Here is a 20,933-nt window from a genome sequence, read left to right on the forward strand (position 1 = left end):
ACCCAATTGTAACAGTGGGGTTTTAAACACAGTCAACCATGAGGGGATATTACCAGCAATCAGTAAATGCCAGGGGGTCGTTATTAATAGATCGCTTCCCAGCCTGCTGGAGTGACGAATAGGCGAATCGCCTTGATTTTGCGGTCGTCCATCAGGGTGAAGTAGTGGCGGTAGTTCGGTGGTACGGAGATCAGATCGCCCGGCTCCAGCTCGACGTCGAAGTAGCGACCGTCTTTGCCCTTGATAGCGAAAATACCGTGACCATCGACGCAGAAGCGGCACTCATCGTCGGTGTGGTGATGCTCGCCCTTGAATTTCACCAACAGCTCGTCGAGATTAGGTGTTTTGTCAGAGAGGACGATAATGTCCGCTGTCAAGTAACCGCGACGTTGGCTGATTGCATCGATTTCCGGTTTAAAGGTGTCGAGAATCTCTTGTTTCTCCTCGTCTGTCGGGCTGTAGTTATCACGGTGCTTTGGATCAAGGCGATCCACGCCCCATTTTTCATAAATGATCTCTTGGGTATCCAGGAAGGAGACAACTTCCTCGGGTGCGGAAATGTACTCATTGTTGTCGTGAAAACGAATTTGTGCCATCGTTTATTCCTCCTTAATTGGTGGTTGTAGTGGACACGACTGCTTGGCGCAATTGCAGCCAGCGGGCGTGATACTCGAATAGGAACTCAAAAGCTTCCAGGTGGCGCTTAGCCTCGAAGTCATTGCCGCCCCACGTGTAGATACCGTGGTTACGGATGAGTACGCCGGGAACTTCTGGTGTAATCACTTTTTCAATTTCGGTAGCCAAGGTCGGAATATCAGCAAAGTTCTCAACAATCGGAACAGTAATGCGTGCGTTTTCTTCCCAGATTCCGAGTCCCTTGATCAGCTCTTGTCCTTGTATGGAGAAAGCCCGTTGTCCAAAGTACAGCTCGGAAATGAGGTTGTTCCATACGGTATGGACGTGGAAGCAAGCCCCTGCCTTCGGGAACGTTTTGTATACGACGGCGTGGATGAGTGTTTCTGCGGACGGCTTGAGAGCAGTTTCATCCACTGGACGAGAGTCTTGATCCACAACCAGGTAATCTTCGGGGGACAGCTTGGTTTTGTCTTTGCCGCTTGCCGTTACAGCAAATTGCAAGGGATCGTTTTGTATTTTAATAGAGAGATTGCCACTGGTGCCGGGAAACCAGTCCCGGCGGGCAAATGTCAGCTTGGCGTCATCCAGACGGCGAAAGGCATCCAGACGTTGTTCGAGTGTTGCAGTCATGAATTAGACGACCTCCTGTTGGACTTGCTGTAAAATGCGAATCACATCGTGGAACGTGGCAAACTTGCTATGCGGCAATTGCAGCTCTTCCGCCTTGTCAGCGAGGAAGGAACGGGCAATCACATAGTCAGCGATTTTGGCTCCAGCCAAATCAGTGATGGAGTCGCCGATGACGATGCGGAAATGAGTTGTTGGATCGTAACGACGGATGATGGTCGTCTTGCACATGCCACAGCCGTTCGTGCAATGTTCATCGCAAGCGTTGGGCCACGTAATGGTGATACGCTCGCCGCTGAAATCACTGCCATTACAGTAGATCGGCACATCGGTAAGATCGAAGGGTGCCAGGATAGGCTCCAGAAAAAAGTCGATGCCGCCACTCGTGATCAACAGCTCGATGCCTTCTGCGCGGCAATAGCTCACAAATTCAGCAAATCCCGGGCGAATGGTCGCTTCATGGACAATAAAATCGATAATGTCCTGGCGCAAGGAGGAGGGCAAGAGTTGAAACAGCTTGCCAACCCCTTCCTGAACGCTTATTTTTTGCGAAAGGATTTGCTCCGTCAAGCCTTCCCACTCAGGGGGAGCAAACTTGCGGACAATCGCTACAATGTTGTCTTTTTCGGTAATCGTTCCGTCGAAATCGCAGAACAGGACGAGCTTCTTGCTCATCGTGCGCCACCCCACTTTTCCAGAGCGATCGCCAGCTCTTGTGATTCAGCAGCAGCCTCTTCCAATGTTCGACCTGCGGTGACTGCCTCAATCGCGGCAACGAAAGCTTTTGCTCCTGCGGTTGCTCCACCAGGATGACCGTGGATTCCGCCCCCTGCATTGACGATTTGATCGATACCGAAGTCTTGATACAGCTGTGGAACCAGCCCCGGATGAATGCCGGCAGATGGAACCGGGAAGGAACGTCGTACACCATTCAGTGGGTCAGTCAAATGCTTGGCGAGCTGCAACGCTTCTGTTTTGTCCAGGGCGACATTGCCGTACGGAGACGGGAAGAGTACCAAATCTGCCCCAGCTACACGCATCAACGTGCCGAGTAGAAGCGGGGTGGCGATACCGTAGTCAGGTGAAGGATAGTAAGCCCCTGCCAAAGCCGGATGTGCCATGATCGGTACGTGTACATCAGGATCGGCTGCCAAACGGTGCAGAGCATCGAAGCCAAACGCCAGCACGTTGAACAAAAGGCAGTCAGCACCCGCCTCTACCGCACGCTTCGCTTTTTCGTTCAGCTCATGCACAGGTCCAGTCAGGTTGGCTGCATAGAGGACGGGCTTGCCTGTTTCGGCTTCGGTCTCCTGGGAGATCTGCTTAAACGCTTTGATCCGTTCGATAAAAGGAGCGCGGTCGTCTGCAAAGAAGATTTCGTCATCTTTCACGAGATCAACTCCGCCCAAGGCTTGTGCTCGGAATTGTGTCTTCAAATCGTCGAAAGGAAGACCCAGGCACGATTTGAAAATGCTCATCAAGAGTGGACGGTCATGTGCCCCTAAACGTTCGCGCAGACCATCAATGCCGAACTTCGGTCCAGGAAAGGCCCGAAGGAATGAGTCAGGGAAAACAACGTCAACGAGCTTGATTTTGCCATCCATCGACAGTTTACCGAATATTCCGGTCAACAAGGATGGAATGTCTGCTGTAAAATTGCGAGTCGGATAGCTAACGGTAATCAGACCGCGTGTTTCTCCGTTTTCCAGTGTCGCAATCGGTGTCGCGCTCACGGCTTCACCGAGATAAGGCGCTAGCTCAGCTTGCTTGGCAAGCGGCAGGTCCGTCCAGGAACCGACTGTCATGCCGACAGCAATGGCTTCCGCTTTCTTGTTCAAGTCTTTTGCTTGTGTGAGATAGGTGACGAGGATACGTTGTTCACTCATGGTACGCCTAATCCTCCTTGAATTATTAAAAAAGCCTCCCCATTGAGCGGGGAGGCGGTTGTCGACTATGAAAGCGTCTCGTCTCCTCTCATCTCTCGGGTCAGTAGCCGAAACGAGCCCAAAGTGCTCGATCTCGACTCTTATCCGTTGGAATTAGCACCGTTTCGCTATCCAAGGTACGCAATTATGAGCGTACGAATCATGGTATAGCGCCGGTTGCCGGGCATCATAGGGCCAGTCCCTCAGCCAGCTCGCGATAAGAGTTATTCGTTTCCCCCATGATATGACGTTCATTGTCAGGAGTCAATCTTTGTTTTTGCAGAGAATGTGCAGCAAGTTATGAGAAAAATGAGACTAAGGTGAAACTTTTTGGCAATTCCTTCGTGGTAAGGGATGAAGGGGTGTGAACGGTTTGGGAAAGTAGGTCTGGAGGATGTGTACCAGCTGCATGTAAACGATATTTACCGCTATCTTTTCCGGCTGACACGAGATGAGAAGCTGGCAGAGGATTTGACACAGGAAACCTTTTGTCGCGCCTTCTCTTCCTTGGACGACTACCGTGGGGAAAAAGTACGGCCCTGGCTGTTCAAGGTGGCCTATCACGCTTTCGTGGATGGTTATCGTAAGAGGACGAAACAACGATTTGCGTTTGTAGAAGCCCTGCCAGAAAGACCTGATCATTCGGCTGTTGATCCGGCTGAGCATGTCGTGAATCAGGAGCTGTGGGAAGTGGCCCACGACTATTTGGAGAAGCTTCCGGAAAAGCAGAGACAGGTCATTTTGTTGTCTGCATTGCAGTTTTCCTATGCGGAGATGGCAGAGGTACTCGGGATTGAGCTGGCAGACGTCAAGCGTTCCTTGTTTCGGGGACGACAAAAGATGCGGCAGTTGTGGAGGGAGGAAAGCCAGTGATGAACAAGGATGAGAATCATCGCGAGCAAAGGCTGCTTGCTTATTTGCGTGGGGAAATGGCGGAAGAAGATTCAAAACTATTCGAGGAAGAAATAGCGGCTGACGTGGAGTACGCACAGCGGTTGGAAAGGCTTTTGTTGGGGGAAGAAACGGGGGAGGACAAGGTGAAAATAAACCAGCCTGAAGCACTGTCGGCTGAAAAACAGCGTGCCATTGTGCGCCGGGGGAAATGGAAAAATCGGTTGTCCAACGCTGGGTTCACCATAGGGCTTCCCTTTTTGGCCGGAGTTGTGTTGCTGATTTTGAATGGCTGGGTCGGGTCGCTGATGCATGAAGATCTGTTCCGCGTTGCGAAGTCGATAGTCAATTTTACTCAGCCAGGTGTGAGAGTGGGTAGTAGTGGCTCGCAGGTCGGATTGCTGTACGGAAACATCAGCATGGAACTACGTGAGCGGGTTGGGGGGGAAGAAAAGGTCGCTGGTCGTTTTGAGAGTACGAATGTGCTATGGAACGTAAATACGAAGCCGCAATGGACGAACGGGGTTAGGGAACAGAAGCTGTATTTCCGTTATCCGACAGACGGGGAAATGGGGGATACGGAATCTCGCACTGCACCTGCCTGGACAACGATGGAGAAGCTACCTGAGGGGACCGTTTCTCAGCTCGCGATTTCCTTCGATCACTTCCTAACATACGAGGAGTACTATGAATTGGTTTCCCGCCATGTCACCTCTTCGGGACAAGATACGGTTTGGTTTGCGGTAGACACAGGGGTGGAGCGAAAGCAAGCAGAAGACGATGGGGCAAATCGATTTCTCGGTCCCGGGTACGTGTGGGGATTTGCGCAGCATGAACTGGATTACGGAGATGCGCCCATTCGGGTAAACGGGGAAGGGAACAGAAGAATGGCCGCCTACTTAGAAGAGATGAAGTACTTATCTGAGCAAGAAGATCTGGCTCGCGATGTCGGCAGATCTTTGCTATTTCGTAGCGACCTTCAGATAGCCGAACGATACAACTACATGCAGCAAAACGGAGTGCGAATCTACGGCGCCGTCCTCACTGGACCTACGAAAGAACTGTTGAAGCTCAAGGCCGAAAAGTCGATAACAGCAGCGTTTTTAGGCAAAGTAGACTGGTGGAATTGGGATCACCCTGCGGCATCGGGAACACAATCCAGCTATTGATAGCAAGGTGCGAATTTTTGCACAAAAGGGTGTTGACATCGTGGAAGCGTTGGTTGTATGATTCAAACTAAATCAAAAACCGAATACGTTTTGGATACCTTATCCAGAGAAGGTGGAGGGACTGGCCCGATGATACCCGGCAACCGACATGACGCCATTCAGACGCGAGGAAGCGACTGATTGACAGGCGACATGCACGGTGCTAATTCCTGCAGAAACAAAAGTGGTCTGGAAGATAAGGGGGACATCAACACGGTTCTTACACGTGACGACGGCGACCTCTTTTCTTCGGGAAAAGAGGTCTTTTTTCGTCGATAAGAATTTTAAAATTAATACTCTCGGGACACAAACAAAACAAGTAGAGATAGAGGAAAAATACGTAGAGGGGAGTTTTGGAATCATGGCATATCGCGCATTGACTGAACAGGAAGCAGTGGAGTACGTAAAAGGAATACCGGATCTTTTTAGCGAAGGAGCAGAGCTGACCAGCCGTGAAATTGGGGATGGTAACCTCAATCTGGTTTTTGACATTCTGGAGCCGGCAACCGGTAAGAGCGTCATTGTCAAGCAAGCACTGCCTTTTGCCCGCGTCGTGGGAGAATCTTGGCCGCTTACGATTGATCGGGCTCGCATCGAGAGCGAGGCACTCCGCATTCAGCACAAATACGTTCCAGACCTGGTGCCGCAGGTGTATCATTTCGACGGGGAGCTTGCGTTGACTGTCATGGAAAACGTCGGGGACCACATCATCATGCGCAAAGGTTTGATCGAAGGAAAGCGGTACCCGCTATTCGCGAAGCAAATTGGCCGTTTTCTCGCGCAAACCTTGTTCTTCACATCCGATCTGGGCGCGCATCCGTACGATAAAAAAGCGCTAGTCGGAACATTCATAAATCCAGAACTATGCAAAATTACAGAAGATCTCGTCTTTACCGATCCATATGAAAATGCGCCTACCAACGATTTCAATCCGTTGATTCGCCGCGAAGTCGAGGCGATCTGGAACAACCGGCCGCTGAAGCTGGAAATCGCCAAGCTGAAATACGATTTCCTTACGCGCTCGGAAGCGCTGCTGCATGGCGACTTGCATACCGGAAGTATTTTCATCACGGAGAACAGCTTGAAAGCAATCGATCCAGAGTTTGCTTACTACGGCCCAATCGGTTTTGACATCGGGGCGGTCATTGCCAATCTGCTGCTCAACTACGCAGGCCAGCACGGTTTGCAAAAAGATCAAGGAGAACGGGAAGCGTACCGCGAATACTTACTGGAAACGGTCGAGGATGTCTGGAATGAATTCGTTTCGCAATTCGTTCAACTCTGGCACAAGCACGCCAAAGAGCGCAGCGCCCATGTCGAAGGGCTGTGGCAAAGCTACGTGAAGCGCTTGATTCAGGATACAGCAGGCTATGCCGGCTGCAAAATCTTGCGCCGTGTCATCGGTTTGGCAGGCGTAGCAGACCTGAATGCCATTGAAGACGACCAGACTCGCGCAGAAGCAGAACGTCTGGCGCTCTCGATAGGAGAAGCGTTGATTCTCGGTCGCGGCGGCATCGACGAATCGACAGATATCACGGACATCGTACGCACTGTGACCGAACGTTACTATCAGGAGGCTACAACAGTATGACAACCAGCACCCAATTGGCACCTGTTAAGTGGGAGAATGACGCATTGGTCTTGCTTGACCAGACGCGTCTGCCAGTAGAAACGATCTATTTGAACTTGACCACCTCCGAGCAAGTATGGGGTTCCATCCGACGCTTGGAAGTCCGTGGCGCACCAGCGATTGGCATGGCGGCGGCTTACGGGCTCTACCTGGGCATTCGTGGCAGTGAAGCGAGTAACTACGACGAGTTTTGGCAGGAACTGAACCAGCAGGCAGACTACTTGGGCTCTTCCCGTCCGACAGCCGTGAATCTGTTCTGGGCGTTGGATCGCATCAAGGCTCGTGTTGAAAAAGAAAGCGGTGCGTCGATTGCCGAGTTGAAGGCGTCCGTGCTCGATGAAGCACTGGCGATTCAAAAGGAAGACGCTGAAGTATGCCGGACCATCGGAGAGCATTTGCTGACTCTGTTGCATGACGGTATGGGAATTCTCACGCACTGTAATCCAGGAGCATTGGCTACGGCAGCGTACGGTACGGCTACCGCTCCCTTTTATTTGGCAAAGGAACGCGGCTGGAACTTAAAGGTGTACGCGGACGAAACTCGTCCTGTCCTGCAAGGCGCTCGTCTTACTGCATTCGAATTGCAGCAAGCAGGGATTGATGTGACGCTGATCTGCGACAACATGGCGGCGATGGTGATGTCCCAAGGGAAAGTAGAGGCTGTCATCGTGGGTACAGACCGCGTAGCAGCGAACGGAGATGTCGCCAATAAAATCGGTACGTATGGGGTTGCGGTATTGGCAAAAGCTCACGGCATTCCTTTTTACGTGGCAGCTCCCTTGTCCTCCGTCGATCTGGAGACACCGACAGGCGCAGATATTCCGATTGAAGAACGTCCAGCCGAGGAAATTACCCATGGCTTGGGCAAACAGGTAGCTCCAGACGATATCAAAGTGTACAATCCTGCGTTCGATGTAACGCCTGCGAAGTACATTACAGCGATCGTCACGGAGACAGGCATTTTCAAGCCGGAAGAGATCGGCAATAGCAAAAAATAAAAGAACTTTTTATAAGCGTTCGCCTTTTGTTGCTGGCGGGCGCTTTTTGCTCATTTTGGTGTTTTCCAGTAAAATATCCAAGAAAAGGGGAGATTCGTATGCAAACGATTCAACGGATAGCCATCAATGAAGATACGTACTTGAAACAATTAGAATTAGCTGATGCTGAGGAGTTATTTTTGCTTACGGATTCGAACCGGGAAAGTCTTATGGAATGGCTGCCGTGGCTGAATTATACGAAGAAGGTAGAGGATTCTCGTCAATTCATCCAAGCGACGATCCATCAGTACAACGATAATCGCGGCATCAACTATGGCATTTGGTACCAAGGACGTCTGGCTGGCACAGTCGGCGTACATACGATAGATTGGATCAACAAAAAGACGTCCATTGGCTATTGGCTGGGTGCGCAATTTCAGGGCAAGGGTCTGATGACAGAAGCAGTGGCGACCTACTTGGACGTATTAATCTTCGGGTCATGGGATTTGGAAAAAGTAACGATTCAGGCTGCTACAGAAAACTATAAGAGCAGATCGATCCCGGAGCGACTAGGCTTTCAACTGGAAGGGATACTGCGCCGGAATGAATTCCTGTACGATCATTACGTGGATCATGCTACTTACAGCTTGCTAAAAGAGGAATGGCTTGACTGGAAAGCCGATAAAAAATCTTAGATTGAACTGTATGCTTCGATTGACAATGAAAATTCTGTAAATTACGATGGTGAAGACAGATCAAGAGGGCTGCGTGTGATTCGCAAGCCCTTTTTTAGTCGTGCTGTTAGGCTTGAAAAAAATAGAGGTGAAATACATGCAGACACTTCGGCAATTATCTTGGTTTTTCCGCGCCTATTGGAAACGGTACGTCATTGGAATCGCTGTGCTGTTTATCATCGACGTCCTCATGCTTTGGCCGCCGAAATTAATCGGGGACACGGTGGATTCGATTCGCAACAGTTCCCTGACGGACGCTGATTTGACGCAAACAGTGGTCATCTTGCTCGTATTGGGTGTTAGCTTGTATGGATTGCGGTTTCTCTGGCGGTATTTGTTAAATGGAGGAGCTTTAATTCTCGAGAGGACGTTGCGCGAGCGACTTTTTGCCCATTTGACCAGAATGACCCCGTCGTTTTTTCATCGCAAACGCAGTGGTGATCTGATGGCTGTCGCCACCAACGACATTCCTGCCATCGAACAAACGGCGAGTACAGGGGTGCTTACGCTTGTCGATGCGTTGTTCATGACCTTGTTAACACTAGGCGTCATGGTAACAGCAATTGATTGGAAGCTGACGCTGGCTGCACTGATCCCGATGCCGTTTTTGGCTTGGTCAACGGCGTACTATGGAAGACTGCTGCATGAGCGTTTTTACTTGGCGCAGGAAGCCTTCGGAGAGATGAATGATCATGTTCAACAATCCGTATCTGGCGTTCGGGTATTGAGAGCATTTGTTCAGGAAAAGGCCGATATCGAGGCATATCGCCGGGTTAGTGAGAAAACGTTGGAGCGAAATGTGAGCGTTTCGCGGATCGACGCCCTGTTCGAGCCGACGATCGCGATTATTATTGGCTTCAGCTTTTTGATCGGGCTAGGCTATGGGACGTATTTGGTGTTCACCAGCGCCATTTCCCTAGGGGATTTGGTTGCGTTCAATTTATACTTGGGACTTTTAATTTGGCCGATGTTCGCCTTTGGTTGGCTGGTCAATGTGTTGCAGCGCGGTGGCGCATCCCATAAGCGTTTTACAGAGCTAATGGTGGAGCAGCCAGATGTGACAGAGGCAGCGAATCCGGTCACGAGTCAAATAGCCAATACCGTGGAAGCACGCCATTTTTCCTTTACGTATCCGGGCACTGACAAGCCGGCACTCACCGACATCTCGTTTCGTTTGGGTGAAGGAGAGACGCTTGGGATTGTCGGACGGACAGGGAGCGGCAAGTCGACGTTGTGCCGTGCCTTATTGCATCAATATCAGATGAAGGAACATGCCCTGTTTATCGGGGGCATCCCGATTGAAGAGCTTGCTTTTGATACGCTGCGGGAAAAAATCGGCTACGTGCCTCAGGAGCATTTGCTGTTCTCACGGACGATTGCAGAAAATGTTACATTCGGAAAACCACAAGCGACGACCGAGGAAGTGATGCATGCGTTGGAGCTTGCGGAGATGAAGAGAGATCTGGAGCAATTCAGAGATGGATTGCAAACCATGGTTGGAGAGAAGGGGGTCACCCTCTCCGGGGGACAAAAACAGCGCATTTCCATTGCACGCGCGCTTTTGATGGATGCGGGTATTCTGATTCTCGACGATTCTTTATCGGCTGTGGACGCGCGGACGGAGGAAAGCATCCTTCGTCATTTGCGACAGGAGCGCGCGGATAAAACGACCATTATTACGGCCCATCGTCTGTCTGCGGTACAGCACGCTCAACTGATTCTCGTGCTGGATGAGGGGCAGATCGTCGAGCGGGGGACACATGATGAGCTGATGCAACGCAACGGCTGGTATGCAGAGCAGTACCGTCGTCAGCAAATGGAACAGGATGTGGCTGGTTGAGAGAGGGGGAAAGCGTTTCATGAGCAAAGAAAATGTATGGGGGCGTTTGACCGAGTACGCCAGGCCATTTCAAAAGCAAATACTGGGCGCGCTGTTCCTGCTCTTGCTGGGGACGAGTGCAGAGCTGGCGGGTCCTTTTTTAGCCAAGGTCATGATTGATAATCACATTCTGGCGATCCAAAAACCTTGGTATCAACTGGACGAAGTGCCACCACAAGCAGCGGGGCAAGTCGCCTCATTGAACGGTACGAACTATATTCGTGAAGATGTCGCAGCAAAGACGGGTCTTGCTTTGGACAGGATCAATCAAAAAGAAGTAACGGTACTGACTGAGGGCACGACCTATTACCTGGTGTCCGGCAAAGTGAATCCAAACACGGAGAAGCAATTCACCCCGATTACGCCAGAAAACGGCAGGGAACGCTTCGAGGTAACAACGAAGGATCAATCAGGTCAAAAGATGACCTCCACAGGCATTCGGCTGACCGCAGAGGAAGTCAAGGAGATGTATCAGGGGGATGTCTTGCCCATTGTTTGGCTGTCCGTAGGTTATGGAGCATTGATCTTGCTCTCAGCTGGTTTCAACTACGTCCAGATTTTGTGGCTGCAAAAGATCGCCCAGCGCATCATTCAGCAAATGCGGATGAAGCTGTTTATCCATTTGCAAAAGCTCCCGGTTGCCTTTTTTGACAAAACGCCAGTAGGTGCGCTTGTCTCCCGTGTGAGCAATGATACAGAAGCCATCCGTGAGCTGTATGTAAGTGTGCTCGCCACATTTGTACAGAACGGTCTTTACTTGATTGGAATCTTGATCGCGCTCTACCTTTTGCAGCCTGAGCTCGCCCTCTTCTGCTTTTTGACGGTGCCAGTGCTCGTCCTGTTAGTCTACGTGTATCAAAGGTACAGCTCTCGCTACTATGCCGTGATTCGCGCGAAGCTCGGTGATATGAACACTACGATCAATGAAATGATCCAAAACATGACGATCGTGCAGGCTTTTCGTCGGGAGAAAGGTGTACAAAAGGAGTTTGCTGATGTAAACGAAGGCTACTTCAAGGTGCGGATGAAAGAAATCAACCTCGAATCCTTGCTTTTGCGCCCAGCGGTGGATTTGATCTGGAAAGTTTCCTTGACCCTGATCGTCTGGTATTACGGCTCAACTTCCTTCCATAGCGCGATTTCCTTCGGGGCGCTTTTTGCTTTTGTCGATTACATGGGACGTTTTTTCGAACCAATCAACATGATCATGAATCGGTTGTCGCAAATGCAGCAGGCGACTATTTCGGCGGGACGTGTCTTCGAGATTATGGATGAGATGCCAGAGAAGAAAGAAACGGGTGCACAAATCGAGCGCCCGCGTGGAGAGGTTGTCTTTGATAACGTTTCTTTTGCCTATCAGGGTGACGATTATATCTTGAAAAACGTCTCCTTTACGGCTCAGCCTGGTCAAACGATTGCGCTGGTAGGGCACACCGGATCGGGAAAAAGCTCTTTGATGAATTTGCTGCTCGGGTTCTATCCGGTGACGAAAGGGAGCATTTTGATCGACGGACAAGATATGAGACAGATTGATACGCACTCATTGCGCAGTCATGTCGGTCTCGTTTTGCAGGACCCGTTCTTGTTTACGGGAAGCATTGGATTCAATATTCGTATGTACAAGGATACGATTACGGATGAAGAAGTGAAGCGGGCTGCAAAAGCCGTCCGTGCTGATGAATTCATTTCCAAGCTGCCGGGCGGTTATGACGAGCCAGTCGTCGAGCGAGGCATGACACTATCTGCCGGTCAACGCCAATTGATCTCTTTTGCACGTGCATTGGCTGCTGATCCCGCGATGTTGATCTTGGATGAAGCAACGGCAAGCATTGACAGTGAAACCGAGCTAGCCATTCAGGAAGCGTTGCATGTACTATCAAAAGGTAGGACGACATTCATCATTGCACATCGATTGTCGACGATTCAGCACGCCGACCAGATTCTTGTCTTGTCCCGTGGAGAAATCATGGAACGAGGTACCCATGATGAACTCATGGCGCAAAATGGTCTTTATCAAAAAATGTATCAGCTTCAGCAGGGGAGTGCTTCCGTAGAGAGTGCTTAGTAGGGGGCTGGGGAGGAGAAACAACACCATGTCACAGTCACGTTACACCTTTTGGGTGTTGATTTTGGTTGTCGGTATTGCGGGGGTGAGCCAAGGCTTGACGATCCCGATGCTGACGGTTTTATTGGAAAAACAAGGTGTTTCATCCGTGATGAACGGACTCAACGCCGCTGCCTTGTATATTGGGATGGTCATGGTCAATCCATTTTTGGAAATCCCACTGCGGCGCATTGGATACCGGGCCACGATATTATGGGGATTGCTGTTAGTGACAATCGCAACAGCGCTCATCCCACTGTTCAGTCATTTGGCGGTCTGGTTCGTATTGCGTTTACTGATGGGTGTGGGCGATAGTGGTTTACATTATGCCAGCCAAATGTGGGTGACCAAGATCGCAGCTCCGGAGAATCGTGGACGTGATCTTTCCATTTACGGGTTGGCATATGGCGTGGGCTTTAGTGTTGGTCCACTAGGCTTAAGCGTGCTGCATTTGGGGATTTGGGTACCTTTTGGCGGTCTGCTCGTTCTGTATCTGATTGCCTTCTTATTATTATCCCGGATCAAAAATGAATTCCCGGCACAGATCGAACAAACGGAAAAGAAGCAAAACAAATATGCGTTTGTCTTGCGACTTGCCTGGCTGGCGCTGATTCCTTCGTTTTTGTACGGATTCATGGAAACGTCACTCAACGGCAGTTTTCCTGTTTACGCGTTGCGTACCGGCTTGTCCGTTGAATGGGTTTCCTTGATCCTTCCGTCGTTTGTCGTGGGAAGCATTATCTTGCAGATGCCATTGGGGGCATTGAGTGACCGTGTAGGACGCAAGCAGGTCATGCTCGTGTGTGCGCTTGTAGGAGGATTGGCCTTCTTCCTGTTCCCGTTTGCAGGTGAAAACGTATGGCTGATGATGCTGTTGTTGGCCATAGCAGGAGCGGCTGTCGGTTCCTTTTACTCGCTGGGCTTGGCTTTTTCGGCAGATATTTTACCAGCATCGATGGTTCCTACCGCAGGAATCATCGCGGGCGTCAATTTTGGTGTCGCCAGTATTTTGGCTCCGAATGTGAATGGCCTGCTGATGGACGTGTGGGAGCCGTGGACGATCTTTTGGCTGATGGGATCGCTGCTCATTGTTTTCGCGGCAGCTTGCCTGTTTTTCAAGCAAAAAGCAACCCAGGAACAGACGTATTCAATGCCGTTGCAAAAACAGGGGTAAGAACCATGAGGGATAAGCTTCGCCAAGTTTTTGGCGAGGCTTTTATTTTTTGCCCAAAAAAGCATAAACGGGCACCAAGGAGGGAAGCGTATGAATAGTAAGTAGAACAGCATGATTGGAAGGGGTTACCCGATGCTGACACCTTGCATTTTCAGAAGAGGCATTGCCTGGATTTTATTTTTCGTGCTTAGTCTGGTAATCATCCCGTTTTTCTCAGATGACGATCAGGCTCCGAAACCGTCTGCACCTGCACCTGCTACTACAAATGCAACTTCGCAGCCATAGCAACTGACAAAGAGGCTACAAAAAAAGACCGGTTGATCTGAGAAAGGTACAGTCACTCACAAAAGATGAGGAGACTGTACCTTTTTTCCTTTAGAAAAAATGCGATTGTGCTTATTTGATATCTTTTCCAAGACTCCTATAGATTTGAAGGGCATGCAGGTGACAAAGCGAGAAGAATAAGGAAGTATTTCTGAAATTTTGAGAGGTTAAATCGACATATGTACATATTTACGAATTTTCACATACACCTATGATCTCTTTAGGTATTGACTCAAAAACCAATACTTCTGGTTTTAGGTAAGGTTTTTTTAACAAGTACTCTTCTAGTGTCATCATACTATTCCAATACAAATTGATCCAATGCTCAAGAGATTCACCAGTATCAAAATCCAACGCCTCTTCAAAGGTGAATTTATTATCTTCATAGAAAGATTGGTCATATATATTCATTGTAATATTCCCATCAAAAACTAAAATTTTTTCAGTAAAGACAGGAAAGTAAAACGATTTCGGCTTGTGAGGCTCTAAGTTTACTCCTATAGCTGTCTGAAAGTTCACCCAGATAGGTGCATTAAGAGGTTTTAACTTATCAGCTATCTGTGACTTAATCTCCCCACCATTTCCATACCAGTTATTAGATTTTGTTGAATAGTTTATCCCTCGACTCATAATTTCTTCGATTGAAACATGATGATCATGATCTTCAGGCAATATTGCATGATATAGAAACATAGTCATTTGTGTACCTGCTTTCTATTCTTTATTTCTAGGAACATGCGGAAAGTGGGAACTGTTTTTCGGATTATCTAAATTTTCGAAGACCCTGTGACTTCCTGTCGGTGTGTCAGTTGTGCTTATATTCCCGTCAAATTCCTTATAATATTTCGTTATTTTATTTGGATTTGGATTATTAGGATTGGGCCAATTTGTATAAGCTTTATCTGGATTGGTCATGGTTTCCCTTCTCAATTCTTTTACATCAACATCCTGACCATACTGGGATGAAGGTTTACTAGGATCGTACATATGTTTTTTCGCATGCTCATTTACAAAATTATTTGGATCGCTCCCAAGCGACTACGGGATTTTTCAAGCTACTGCATTTACCAAAAGGCATGATGTTTACATTGGGGACAAAATCCATGATGTTCATTTGGGGTTTCCCTTTTACAAAAACACCATGACTGAATGGCATTTTTAACCGACTTACCTTACTGCCGTTGCTACATGATAGAATGGCACCAACAACCACGTAACTCTTTCGTTCCGCATTCGACTTCTGGACGGTGACATCTTCAATATTGGGCATGCAGTCTCCTCCTCTCAGGCAGATTCCTATACAGATGGAAGATGCTTGTGTTGAAAGATGATGACTGATATCCAATCTATATAAATAAAGGGAATAATGCCCATATATTGAGATATCGGATGTGTAGTGGTGACAAACAATAGATAGAAAGTCTCGAATGTACCGTACATCTATAGGTGCTTGGATAGAAATATTAGATGGAACAGAGAAAAGACGACCCTATTCCCCAAAATTTGAGGACAGGGTCGTCTTTTGTATCAGTTACCCAAAACTTAGCGAGTAACAAAATTTTGTGTGAAATACGGGCGGCCGTCTTTCATAACGATACCGACACCGAGCTGCTTGAATTTTGGAGAGAGCAAGTTTTGACGATGACCTGCGGAGTTCATCCAGCTTATGTGGGCTTCGACCCCGTCTAGCTGTCCGTAGGCAATATTTTCACCAGCTGAGCTGTAACGAATGCCAGCTTTCTTCAAACGATCAAACGGACTACCCGTAGATGGGGAGGTATGGTTGAAAAAGTTATGCTGGGCCATGTCTTGGCTGTGGGCTCTGGCCACTGCTGCAACTTGTTCATCCCAAGTGACAACCGACAGCTTGGCACGTTGCCTTGCGACGTTGAGCAAGTCCAAATTTTGTTTCTCGTATGCAAGCGCTGCTTGCTTTATTTGTACGTCTGCCAGTTTCGGCAGTTCAGGTAACTTTGTATAGGAAATGGGATACATCAAGCCAATCGCAATGGTGGCAAAATGCTCAGGAGTAGAGATGCGCACTCCTGCGACCTTATTTCCACCCAGCTGATCGATAGAGAAGGTGATCGCCTGATTGTTTTGGATATAGGTCGGGTGAGCAAGGGTATTTTTTTGGATACGCAGACTCGGGATGATCGTCAGCGTTTCTTGCGGTGCACCCCAGCTATTTTGTAGGTCTTTAGTAGTAGATCCAATCGTGACACCATTCAGATTCAGCTTGGCGCCATTGGTAAACAATGTTACGACTTTGCCGTTTTGCATGCCGACTTGAATGTAGTTGTTCAAATCCTGATTGTAAATCCACCATTCCACACCCGTATGACTAGGATCAATGCGAGCAGGCTTGCCTAATGTTTGTTCTACCTGCGCTGTGCTCATTCCTAGTTGAAGGTTATAGACATTATTCGTTTTAACGGCTGTTGCTTGAGGGGCAGCCGTTGCAGCTGAAACAGGAAGGACAGGGGCAACGTGGCCGAGCAGAGCCAGCGAAAGGCTCATGGCGAGGATGCTGGTTACTTTGTGTTTACGCATGTATCTTCCTCCTCGGTTGGGATAGAATCTGCCTTGTTGGTAATGGTATCGGCAGGAAGCTTCTACAAAAATAGGGACCAAGGAAGCAAAAATAAAAACCCCCGCAATGGAGCGGAGGTTATGGTCGACGATCCCGGATGACATACGTTTTGGCGATCAGATCATGCCAGCCTTGCTTACGTGGGTGCCATGCAACCCATAGATAGCCCAGTCCGAATACGAGCGAAGCGAGGAATTTGCCGATGACTTCTCGTAATAATACTTGTCCGCCTGTCAGATTGCCTCGCGTCTGCTTGGCACTGATGACACGGATGCCTGTGATCAGCTTTCCCAAGGTTTGTCCGGTCCACCAGGTCAGCATGATCATATAGAGGAGATCAAACAAAATCTCCAACAAATCTATGAACGGAAAAGAGGCGTAAGGAACCGCAAAAACACGACGCAACGGATTGAAAATGAGGTAGCTAACCCCAATCAAGAACATCGAATCAAGGAGCGAGGCCACCACACGAATCCAGAAGCCAGCATACAAATGTTGTGGATGGGCTTCTGAATATGGCTCAAAGGAATCAGGCTCACGTGCTTTTTCTTCGTCGGGAAGCTGGTTCATGATAACCACTCCTTTCCGTAATAACAGGCTAAGGCATGAATTGATACAGGAGGCGAGGGGAGCTTTGGCGGTCCCATATTCGATTGAGACCAAGCGGATCAGGATTCGACCAGTACTGCTTCATACTGAATAACAGCTTGCTGATGGAGAGCTGGTCTGCATAGCGGATGACCATGGCTTCTTTTTCTCCAGACAAAGAAAGCGCGTAGCGTGTCGCTTCCTCCAAGTCACCGAATTCATCGATGAGTCCCAGGCGTTTTGCTTGCTCACCGGAATAAACGCGGCCGTCAGCGATTTCCAGTACGCGTTGACGGGAGAGGTTGCGGCCCTTGACGATGACGTCGACGAAATTGTTGTAGCTTTCGTTGACGAGTGTTTGGAAAATTTGCCGTTCTGGGTCCGTCAGCGGCCGGGATGGACTGCCGATGTCTTTGAAGCGTCCGCTTTTGATTGCGTATTGATGCACACCAAGCTTGTTCGCGGCTTCACTATAGTTAAACAGATTGAAAATCACGCCGAGACTGCCGGTCAGTGTGTTGGGATTGGCAAAAATCGCATCGCCTGTCGTGGCCAAGTAATAGCCGCCAGAGGCTGCCGTGGAACCCATGCTGACGACGATGGGAAGATTGCGGACCTGCTTGAGCCGCAACAAGCGTCTGTGTAATTCATCGGTAGCGACGACTTCTCCACCTGGACTATCAATGCGAAGGACCACGCCTTTCACCAGATCATCCTCTTCAATTCGGCGCAGCTGTTCAGTTAATAGCTCTGTCATCGAAGGTACCCCAGCACTATTCTGTTGCCCCGAAATAACGCCGTTCACAAACAGCTGCACAATTTTGCTGTTGCCATAGCCCGATACCACATTTTCTTCCCAAGCGAACCCGGGATGGTCGACGAGATCTGTATAAGTCCCGTAAATCCCTTCCACCAAAAGCCCTAATAGAAAAACGGCCAGTACAATTACAAGAGCGATCCATTTTTTTCGATGCATGAAAACCACCTCACACTTAGAATGAGCCGCCGGGAGCATAGTTACGCATGCGACAAGCACTGGAAAAAATGGGATGGAGCTAATCGTACATAAGGCTGGCTTCCAACAACTGAACAGTAAATTCATGCAATTTTTAGACTATTGCGGTAAAATGGAGGGCAAGAATTACAATCAAGCTTGTTTTATCGCAATAGGGGGACAGACAAATGATTATACAGGTGTCGAATTTGACGAAGAACTACGGCGATCTGAAAGTATTAAAGGGCATTACGACTCAGGTAGCAGAAAAGGAAGTAGTCTGTGTCATTGGACCGTCAGGCTCGGGCAAAAGCACGTTTCTACGTTGCTTGAATCAGTTGGAGGACATGAGCAACGGAAAGATTGTCATCAACGGCCATGATTTGTCAGACCCCAAAACCGATATCAATAAAGTGAGAGAAGAGGTCGGGATGGTTTTTCAGCGCTTTAATCTCTTTCCGCATAAAACGGTGCTGGAAAACGTCATGCTGGCCCCTGTAAAAGTAAAGAAGATGTCTCAGGAAGAAGCCCGCAAGCAAGGTTTGGCTCTTTTGCAGAAGGTAGGGCTTCAGGACAAGGCCGATGTGTATCCCGAGCGGCTTTCTGGGGGGCAGATGCAACGAGTGGCAATCGCAAGGGCGCTCGCCATGAATCCAAAGGTGATGCTGTTTGATGAGCCGACATCCGCCCTGGACCCAGAACTGGTGGGAGAGGTGCTTGCCGTCATCAAAAATTTAGCCAAAGAAGGCATGACAATGGTGATTGTGACGCACGAAATGAATTTTGCCAAGGAAGTGGGCGACCGAATCATTTTTATGGATCAAGGTATCATCATGGCAGAAGGTCATCCCAGTGAGGTATTTGGCAATAACGTCAACGATCGCTTGCGTTCGTTCTTGGGCAAGGTATTGGCGTAAAAAAGAAGGGCACCAGTTGCTTCGTTTCGTATCATGAAAAACGAGGCACTGGTGCCGTATTATTTTGCTGCATCCAACAATTGACTAACCGTGACAAATCGATAGCCCTGCGAACGCAAATCCGTGATGAGCTCCCGGAGTGCAGCGACTGTTTGCCGTTGGTTTAAGCCCCCATCATGGAACAGGATGATATCACCGGAGGAGACATTACTCTTGACGCTTTTGGCAATGACGTTAGCCGTGCGTGCCAAAGACCAATCACGAGGATCAATCGACCAGTGAATAATGTCGTAGCCACTGGATTGAACCGCATTCATGACGTCATGTGTCAGGATGCCGTAGGGAGGACGGTAGTATTGCGCCAAAATGCCGGTCGTCTTCAAAATGGAGCGTTCTGCATGCTTGATTTCTTCGTACACTTCATGCTCGGTCAGCTTGTTCAGATCAAAATGGTGGTAGCCGTGGTTGCCGATTTCATGCCCAGCCTTGTAAATCCACTGCATGACCTTTGGGTGCTTGTCCACTTGGGAGCCAAGGACAAAAAACGTAGCGCGAACGTTGTACTGATGCAGCACCTCAAGAATTTTGGGCGTATAGATAGCATCTGGCCCATCATCAAAAGTGAGAGCGACGACCTTTTTCTCTGTGTCGATTCTGTGGATCGGCTCATATGAAGGCAGTGTTTGCTGGGCAAAAGCAGGTAGGGTGCCGTAGCCAAGAAGGCAGGCGAGTAGCAAGGCGTACCGTATGCATTTGCGCATGAACAATCGCCTCCTTCTTCTGGGATGTGATTAGGTTCACCTCCTGCCAGGGAAAACATGCTACCAAAAGAAAACAGCGGTCAGAGTAGGTGGCGATTATGTTAAAATGGAAGAACCGTACATAGGAGAGGAGAGAGTTTGGTGGAACTCCGCGGTATTTTGCAAGGACTAACACACGAGTACCATGGAAGGGACAAGCCGGTAGACTACTATTTGAATATCGGTGACGATCGACTTCCGCTTAACGAATGGCTGGGCAGTGAATTGACGATTTCGTTTTTAGGCGAAAAAAACTGCATTGCCTGTGGCCGCAAAACAAACAAGACGTTTAACAGCGGGTATTGCTATCCCTGTTTTACCAAACTGCCGGAAAATGACCTGTGCATCGTCAAGCCGCATGAATGTCATTTTGACTTGGGGACTTGCCGGGACGAGAGCTTTGGCGAGAGATATTGCATGATTCCTCATTTTGTCTATCTGGCAGTGTCGAGTGATATAAAGGTAGGATTGACTCGCAAGCATAATGAATTGAGACGCTGGGTAGATCAAGGCGCAATTCGCGCGATTCCGATTGCGGAGGTTCCGACTCGTCGAATGGCTGGGGAGCTTGAATTTCACTTGAGTCAGTTTTTGCCGGACAAGACCAACTGGCGCAAAATGCTCAAGGGAGATGTGAAGGAAATCGACTTGCTCGCCATGCGGGACGAAGTGTACGGTCATTTTCCTGAACAGTTTAAAGCATTCCAATATCGCGAAGACGAATGGGTAGACATTGCTTATCCGATCTTGGAATCACTGGATAAAATTAATTCCAAAACGCTCGATAAAGAAGAACAGCTCGGCGGACGATTGATCGGTGTGAAAGCACAGTATTTGATTTTTGAAAATGGAGTATTTCAGGTGAGAAAGCACGCTGGATACCAAGTCGAGATTAAAGCTAAAACGTCTGCATAATGACCTGCAAACTCCTC

At 48.9% G+C, this 20,933-nt stretch carries 21 protein-coding genes, 1 pseudogene and 2 riboswitches; of the genes and pseudogenes, 11 read left to right on the forward strand and 11 right to left on the reverse strand.

The features are described 5' to 3' along the window. Positions 1-83 precede the first annotated feature (83 nt). Genes KB186_RS09270 through KB186_RS09285 form a run of 4 tightly spaced genes read right to left on the reverse strand, consistent with a single transcriptional unit; the run spans position 84 to position 3,149 of the window. Positions 84-596, reverse strand: coding sequence for a 1,2-dihydroxy-3-keto-5-methylthiopentene dioxygenase (locus KB186_RS09270; RefSeq protein ID WP_015893125.1), 513 nt, complete (start codon positions 594-596; stop codon positions 84-86). A gap of 13 nt (positions 597-609) precedes the next feature. Beyond that, on the reverse strand, positions 610-1,266 hold the full coding sequence (locus KB186_RS09275; protein ID WP_064201529.1) for a methylthioribulose 1-phosphate dehydratase: 657 nt from the start codon (positions 1,264-1,266) through the stop codon (positions 610-612). Between the two features lie 3 nt (positions 1,267-1,269). Continuing rightward, the gene (locus KB186_RS09280; protein ID WP_173609983.1) at positions 1,270-1,938 is read right to left on the reverse strand and encodes a 2-hydroxy-3-keto-5-methylthiopentenyl-1-phosphate phosphatase; all 669 of its coding nucleotides are present in this window, start codon (positions 1,936-1,938) and stop codon (positions 1,270-1,272) included. Next, positions 1,935-3,149, reverse strand: a complete 1,215-nt coding sequence (locus KB186_RS09285; protein WP_232773467.1) for a 2,3-diketo-5-methylthiopentyl-1-phosphate enolase — start codon at positions 3,147-3,149, stop codon at positions 1,935-1,937. Before KB186_RS09285 ends, KB186_RS09280 begins: the two co-directional genes overlap by 4 nt. Before the next feature lie 85 nt (positions 3,150-3,234). Then, positions 3,235-3,412, reverse strand: a riboswitch (SAM riboswitch). 130 nt (positions 3,413-3,542) lie between these two features. On the opposite strand from KB186_RS09285, the gene KB186_RS09290 reads away from it, so the two are divergent. The 9 genes from KB186_RS09290 (at position 3,543) to KB186_RS09330 (ending at position 14,070) form a co-directional block, all read left to right on the forward strand. Further along, a complete protein-coding gene (locus KB186_RS09290; RefSeq protein WP_217367099.1) occupies positions 3,543-4,061 on the forward strand; it encodes a sigma-70 family RNA polymerase sigma factor in 519 nt (172 codons plus the stop codon). Next, on the forward strand, positions 4,061-5,248 hold the full coding sequence (locus KB186_RS09295; RefSeq protein WP_173609985.1) for an anti-sigma factor: 1,188 nt from the start codon (positions 4,061-4,063) through the stop codon (positions 5,246-5,248). The genes KB186_RS09290 and KB186_RS09295 overlap by 1 nt, the downstream gene beginning before the upstream one ends. 96 nt (positions 5,249-5,344) lie before the next feature. Continuing rightward, a riboswitch (SAM riboswitch) is annotated at positions 5,345-5,490 on the forward strand. 158 nt (positions 5,491-5,648) lie between these two features. Then, positions 5,649-6,878, forward strand: a complete 1,230-nt coding sequence (mtnK, locus tag KB186_RS09300) for an S-methyl-5-thioribose kinase (RefSeq protein WP_173609986.1) — start codon at positions 5,649-5,651, stop codon at positions 6,876-6,878. Continuing rightward, positions 6,875-7,915 carry an S-methyl-5-thioribose-1-phosphate isomerase gene (gene mtnA, locus KB186_RS09305; protein ID WP_173609987.1) on the forward strand — a complete coding sequence of 347 codons (1,041 nt, stop codon included), beginning with the start codon at positions 6,875-6,877 and terminating at the stop codon, positions 7,913-7,915. Before mtnK ends, mtnA begins: the two co-directional genes overlap by 4 nt. Before the next feature lie 98 nt (positions 7,916-8,013). Then, positions 8,014-8,589 carry a GNAT family N-acetyltransferase gene (locus KB186_RS09310; RefSeq protein WP_173609988.1) on the forward strand — a complete coding sequence of 192 codons (576 nt, stop codon included), beginning with the start codon at positions 8,014-8,016 and terminating at the stop codon, positions 8,587-8,589. Between the two features lie 136 nt (positions 8,590-8,725). Next, entirely contained in the window at positions 8,726-10,468 is a 1,743-nt protein-coding gene (locus KB186_RS09315; protein ID WP_173609989.1) for an ABC transporter ATP-binding protein, read from the forward strand. 19 nt (positions 10,469-10,487) lie between these two features. Next, positions 10,488-12,572 (forward strand): ABC transporter ATP-binding protein, encoded by a 2,085-nt coding sequence (locus tag KB186_RS09320; protein ID WP_173609990.1) that lies wholly within the window; start codon positions 10,488-10,490, stop codon positions 12,570-12,572. Positions 12,573-12,600: 28 nt separating this feature from the next. Continuing rightward, a complete protein-coding gene (locus tag KB186_RS09325) occupies positions 12,601-13,785 on the forward strand; it encodes an MFS transporter (protein ID WP_221867855.1) in 1,185 nt (394 codons plus the stop codon). A 132-nt stretch (positions 13,786-13,917) separates the two neighbouring features. Beyond that, complete coding sequence (locus tag KB186_RS09330; RefSeq protein ID WP_197245029.1) at positions 13,918-14,070, forward strand: hypothetical protein; 153 nt, start codon at positions 13,918-13,920, stop codon at positions 14,068-14,070. A gap of 228 nt (positions 14,071-14,298) precedes the next feature. On the opposite strand, the gene KB186_RS09335 is transcribed toward KB186_RS09330, so the two are convergent. From KB186_RS09335 to sppA, 6 genes and pseudogenes are all read right to left on the reverse strand, one after another. Next, complete coding sequence (locus KB186_RS09335; RefSeq protein WP_221867856.1) at positions 14,299-14,808, reverse strand: DNA polymerase III; 510 nt, start codon at positions 14,806-14,808, stop codon at positions 14,299-14,301. Positions 14,809-14,823: 15 nt separating this feature from the next. Beyond that, on the reverse strand, positions 14,824-15,024 hold the full coding sequence (locus KB186_RS09340) for a hypothetical protein (RefSeq protein ID WP_232773468.1): 201 nt from the start codon (positions 15,022-15,024) through the stop codon (positions 14,824-14,826). A 121-nt stretch (positions 15,025-15,145) separates the two neighbouring features. Continuing rightward, positions 15,146-15,379, reverse strand: a pseudogene (locus KB186_RS09345) (DUF4280 domain-containing protein); the annotation flags it as partial. A 272-nt stretch (positions 15,380-15,651) separates the two neighbouring features. Then, positions 15,652-16,662, reverse strand: coding sequence for a CAP domain-containing protein (locus tag KB186_RS09350; protein ID WP_229088161.1), 1,011 nt, complete (start codon positions 16,660-16,662; stop codon positions 15,652-15,654). Between the two features lie 118 nt (positions 16,663-16,780). Next, entirely contained in the window at positions 16,781-17,272 is a 492-nt protein-coding gene (locus tag KB186_RS09355) for an RDD family protein (RefSeq protein ID WP_173609993.1), read from the reverse strand. 28 nt (positions 17,273-17,300) lie between these two features. Next, entirely contained in the window at positions 17,301-18,266 is a 966-nt protein-coding gene (gene sppA / locus KB186_RS09360; protein ID WP_173609994.1) for a signal peptide peptidase SppA, read from the reverse strand. A 206-nt stretch (positions 18,267-18,472) separates the two neighbouring features. Here sppA and KB186_RS09365 point away from each other — a divergent pair, with 206 nt between their 5' ends. Beyond that, positions 18,473-19,201, forward strand: a complete 729-nt coding sequence (locus KB186_RS09365; RefSeq protein WP_217367100.1) for an amino acid ABC transporter ATP-binding protein — start codon at positions 18,473-18,475, stop codon at positions 19,199-19,201. A gap of 59 nt (positions 19,202-19,260) precedes the next feature. Here the strand turns inward: KB186_RS09365 and KB186_RS09370 are convergent, their stop codons facing one another. Further along, entirely contained in the window at positions 19,261-19,962 is a 702-nt protein-coding gene (locus KB186_RS09370; protein WP_106785280.1) for a polysaccharide deacetylase family protein, read from the reverse strand. A 141-nt stretch (positions 19,963-20,103) separates the two neighbouring features. Between KB186_RS09370 and KB186_RS09375 the strand changes: the two genes are divergently transcribed. Beyond that, a complete protein-coding gene (locus KB186_RS09375; protein WP_232773469.1) occupies positions 20,104-20,916 on the forward strand; it encodes a DUF2797 domain-containing protein in 813 nt (270 codons plus the stop codon). Positions 20,917-20,933 lie beyond the last annotated feature (17 nt).

Source organism: Brevibacillus sp. AF8 (genome assembly GCF_021270385.1).
Classification (GTDB): domain Bacteria; phylum Bacillota; class Bacilli; order Brevibacillales; family Brevibacillaceae; genus Brevibacillus.

Coding starts and splice junctions, on each gene's coding strand:
- KB186_RS09270 (WP_015893125.1), bottom strand. CDS start 596: ATGGCACAAATTCGTTTTCACGACAACAATGAGTACATTTCCGCACCC.
- KB186_RS09275 (WP_064201529.1), bottom strand. CDS start 1,266: ATGACTGCAACACTCGAACAACGTCTGGATGCCTTTCGCCGTCTGGAT.
- KB186_RS09280 (WP_173609983.1), bottom strand. CDS start 1,938: ATGAGCAAGAAGCTCGTCCTGTTCTGCGATTTCGACGGAACGATTACC.
- KB186_RS09285 (WP_232773467.1), bottom strand. CDS start 3,149: ATGAGTGAACAACGTATCCTCGTCACCTATCTCACACAAGCAAAAGAC.
- KB186_RS09290 (WP_217367099.1), top strand. CDS start 3,543: ATGAAGGGGTGTGAACGGTTTGGGAAAGTAGGTCTGGAGGATGTGTAC.
- KB186_RS09295 (WP_173609985.1), top strand. CDS start 4,061: ATGAACAAGGATGAGAATCATCGCGAGCAAAGGCTGCTTGCTTATTTG.
- mtnK (WP_173609986.1), top strand. CDS start 5,649: ATGGCATATCGCGCATTGACTGAACAGGAAGCAGTGGAGTACGTAAAA.
- mtnA (WP_173609987.1), top strand. CDS start 6,875: ATGACAACCAGCACCCAATTGGCACCTGTTAAGTGGGAGAATGACGCA.
- KB186_RS09310 (WP_173609988.1), top strand. CDS start 8,014: ATGCAAACGATTCAACGGATAGCCATCAATGAAGATACGTACTTGAAA.
- KB186_RS09315 (WP_173609989.1), top strand. CDS start 8,726: ATGCAGACACTTCGGCAATTATCTTGGTTTTTCCGCGCCTATTGGAAA.
- KB186_RS09320 (WP_173609990.1), top strand. CDS start 10,488: ATGAGCAAAGAAAATGTATGGGGGCGTTTGACCGAGTACGCCAGGCCA.
- KB186_RS09325 (WP_221867855.1), top strand. CDS start 12,601: ATGTCACAGTCACGTTACACCTTTTGGGTGTTGATTTTGGTTGTCGGT.
- KB186_RS09330 (WP_197245029.1), top strand. CDS start 13,918: ATGCTGACACCTTGCATTTTCAGAAGAGGCATTGCCTGGATTTTATTT.
- KB186_RS09335 (WP_221867856.1), bottom strand. CDS start 14,808: ATGACTATGTTTCTATATCATGCAATATTGCCTGAAGATCATGATCAT.
- KB186_RS09340 (WP_232773468.1), bottom strand. CDS start 15,024: ATGACCAATCCAGATAAAGCTTATACAAATTGGCCCAATCCTAATAAT.
- KB186_RS09350 (WP_229088161.1), bottom strand. CDS start 16,662: ATGCGTAAACACAAAGTAACCAGCATCCTCGCCATGAGCCTTTCGCTG.
- KB186_RS09355 (WP_173609993.1), bottom strand. CDS start 17,272: ATGAACCAGCTTCCCGACGAAGAAAAAGCACGTGAGCCTGATTCCTTT.
- sppA (WP_173609994.1), bottom strand. CDS start 18,266: ATGCATCGAAAAAAATGGATCGCTCTTGTAATTGTACTGGCCGTTTTT.
- KB186_RS09365 (WP_217367100.1), top strand. CDS start 18,473: ATGATTATACAGGTGTCGAATTTGACGAAGAACTACGGCGATCTGAAA.
- KB186_RS09370 (WP_106785280.1), bottom strand. CDS start 19,962: ATGCGCAAATGCATACGGTACGCCTTGCTACTCGCCTGCCTTCTTGGC.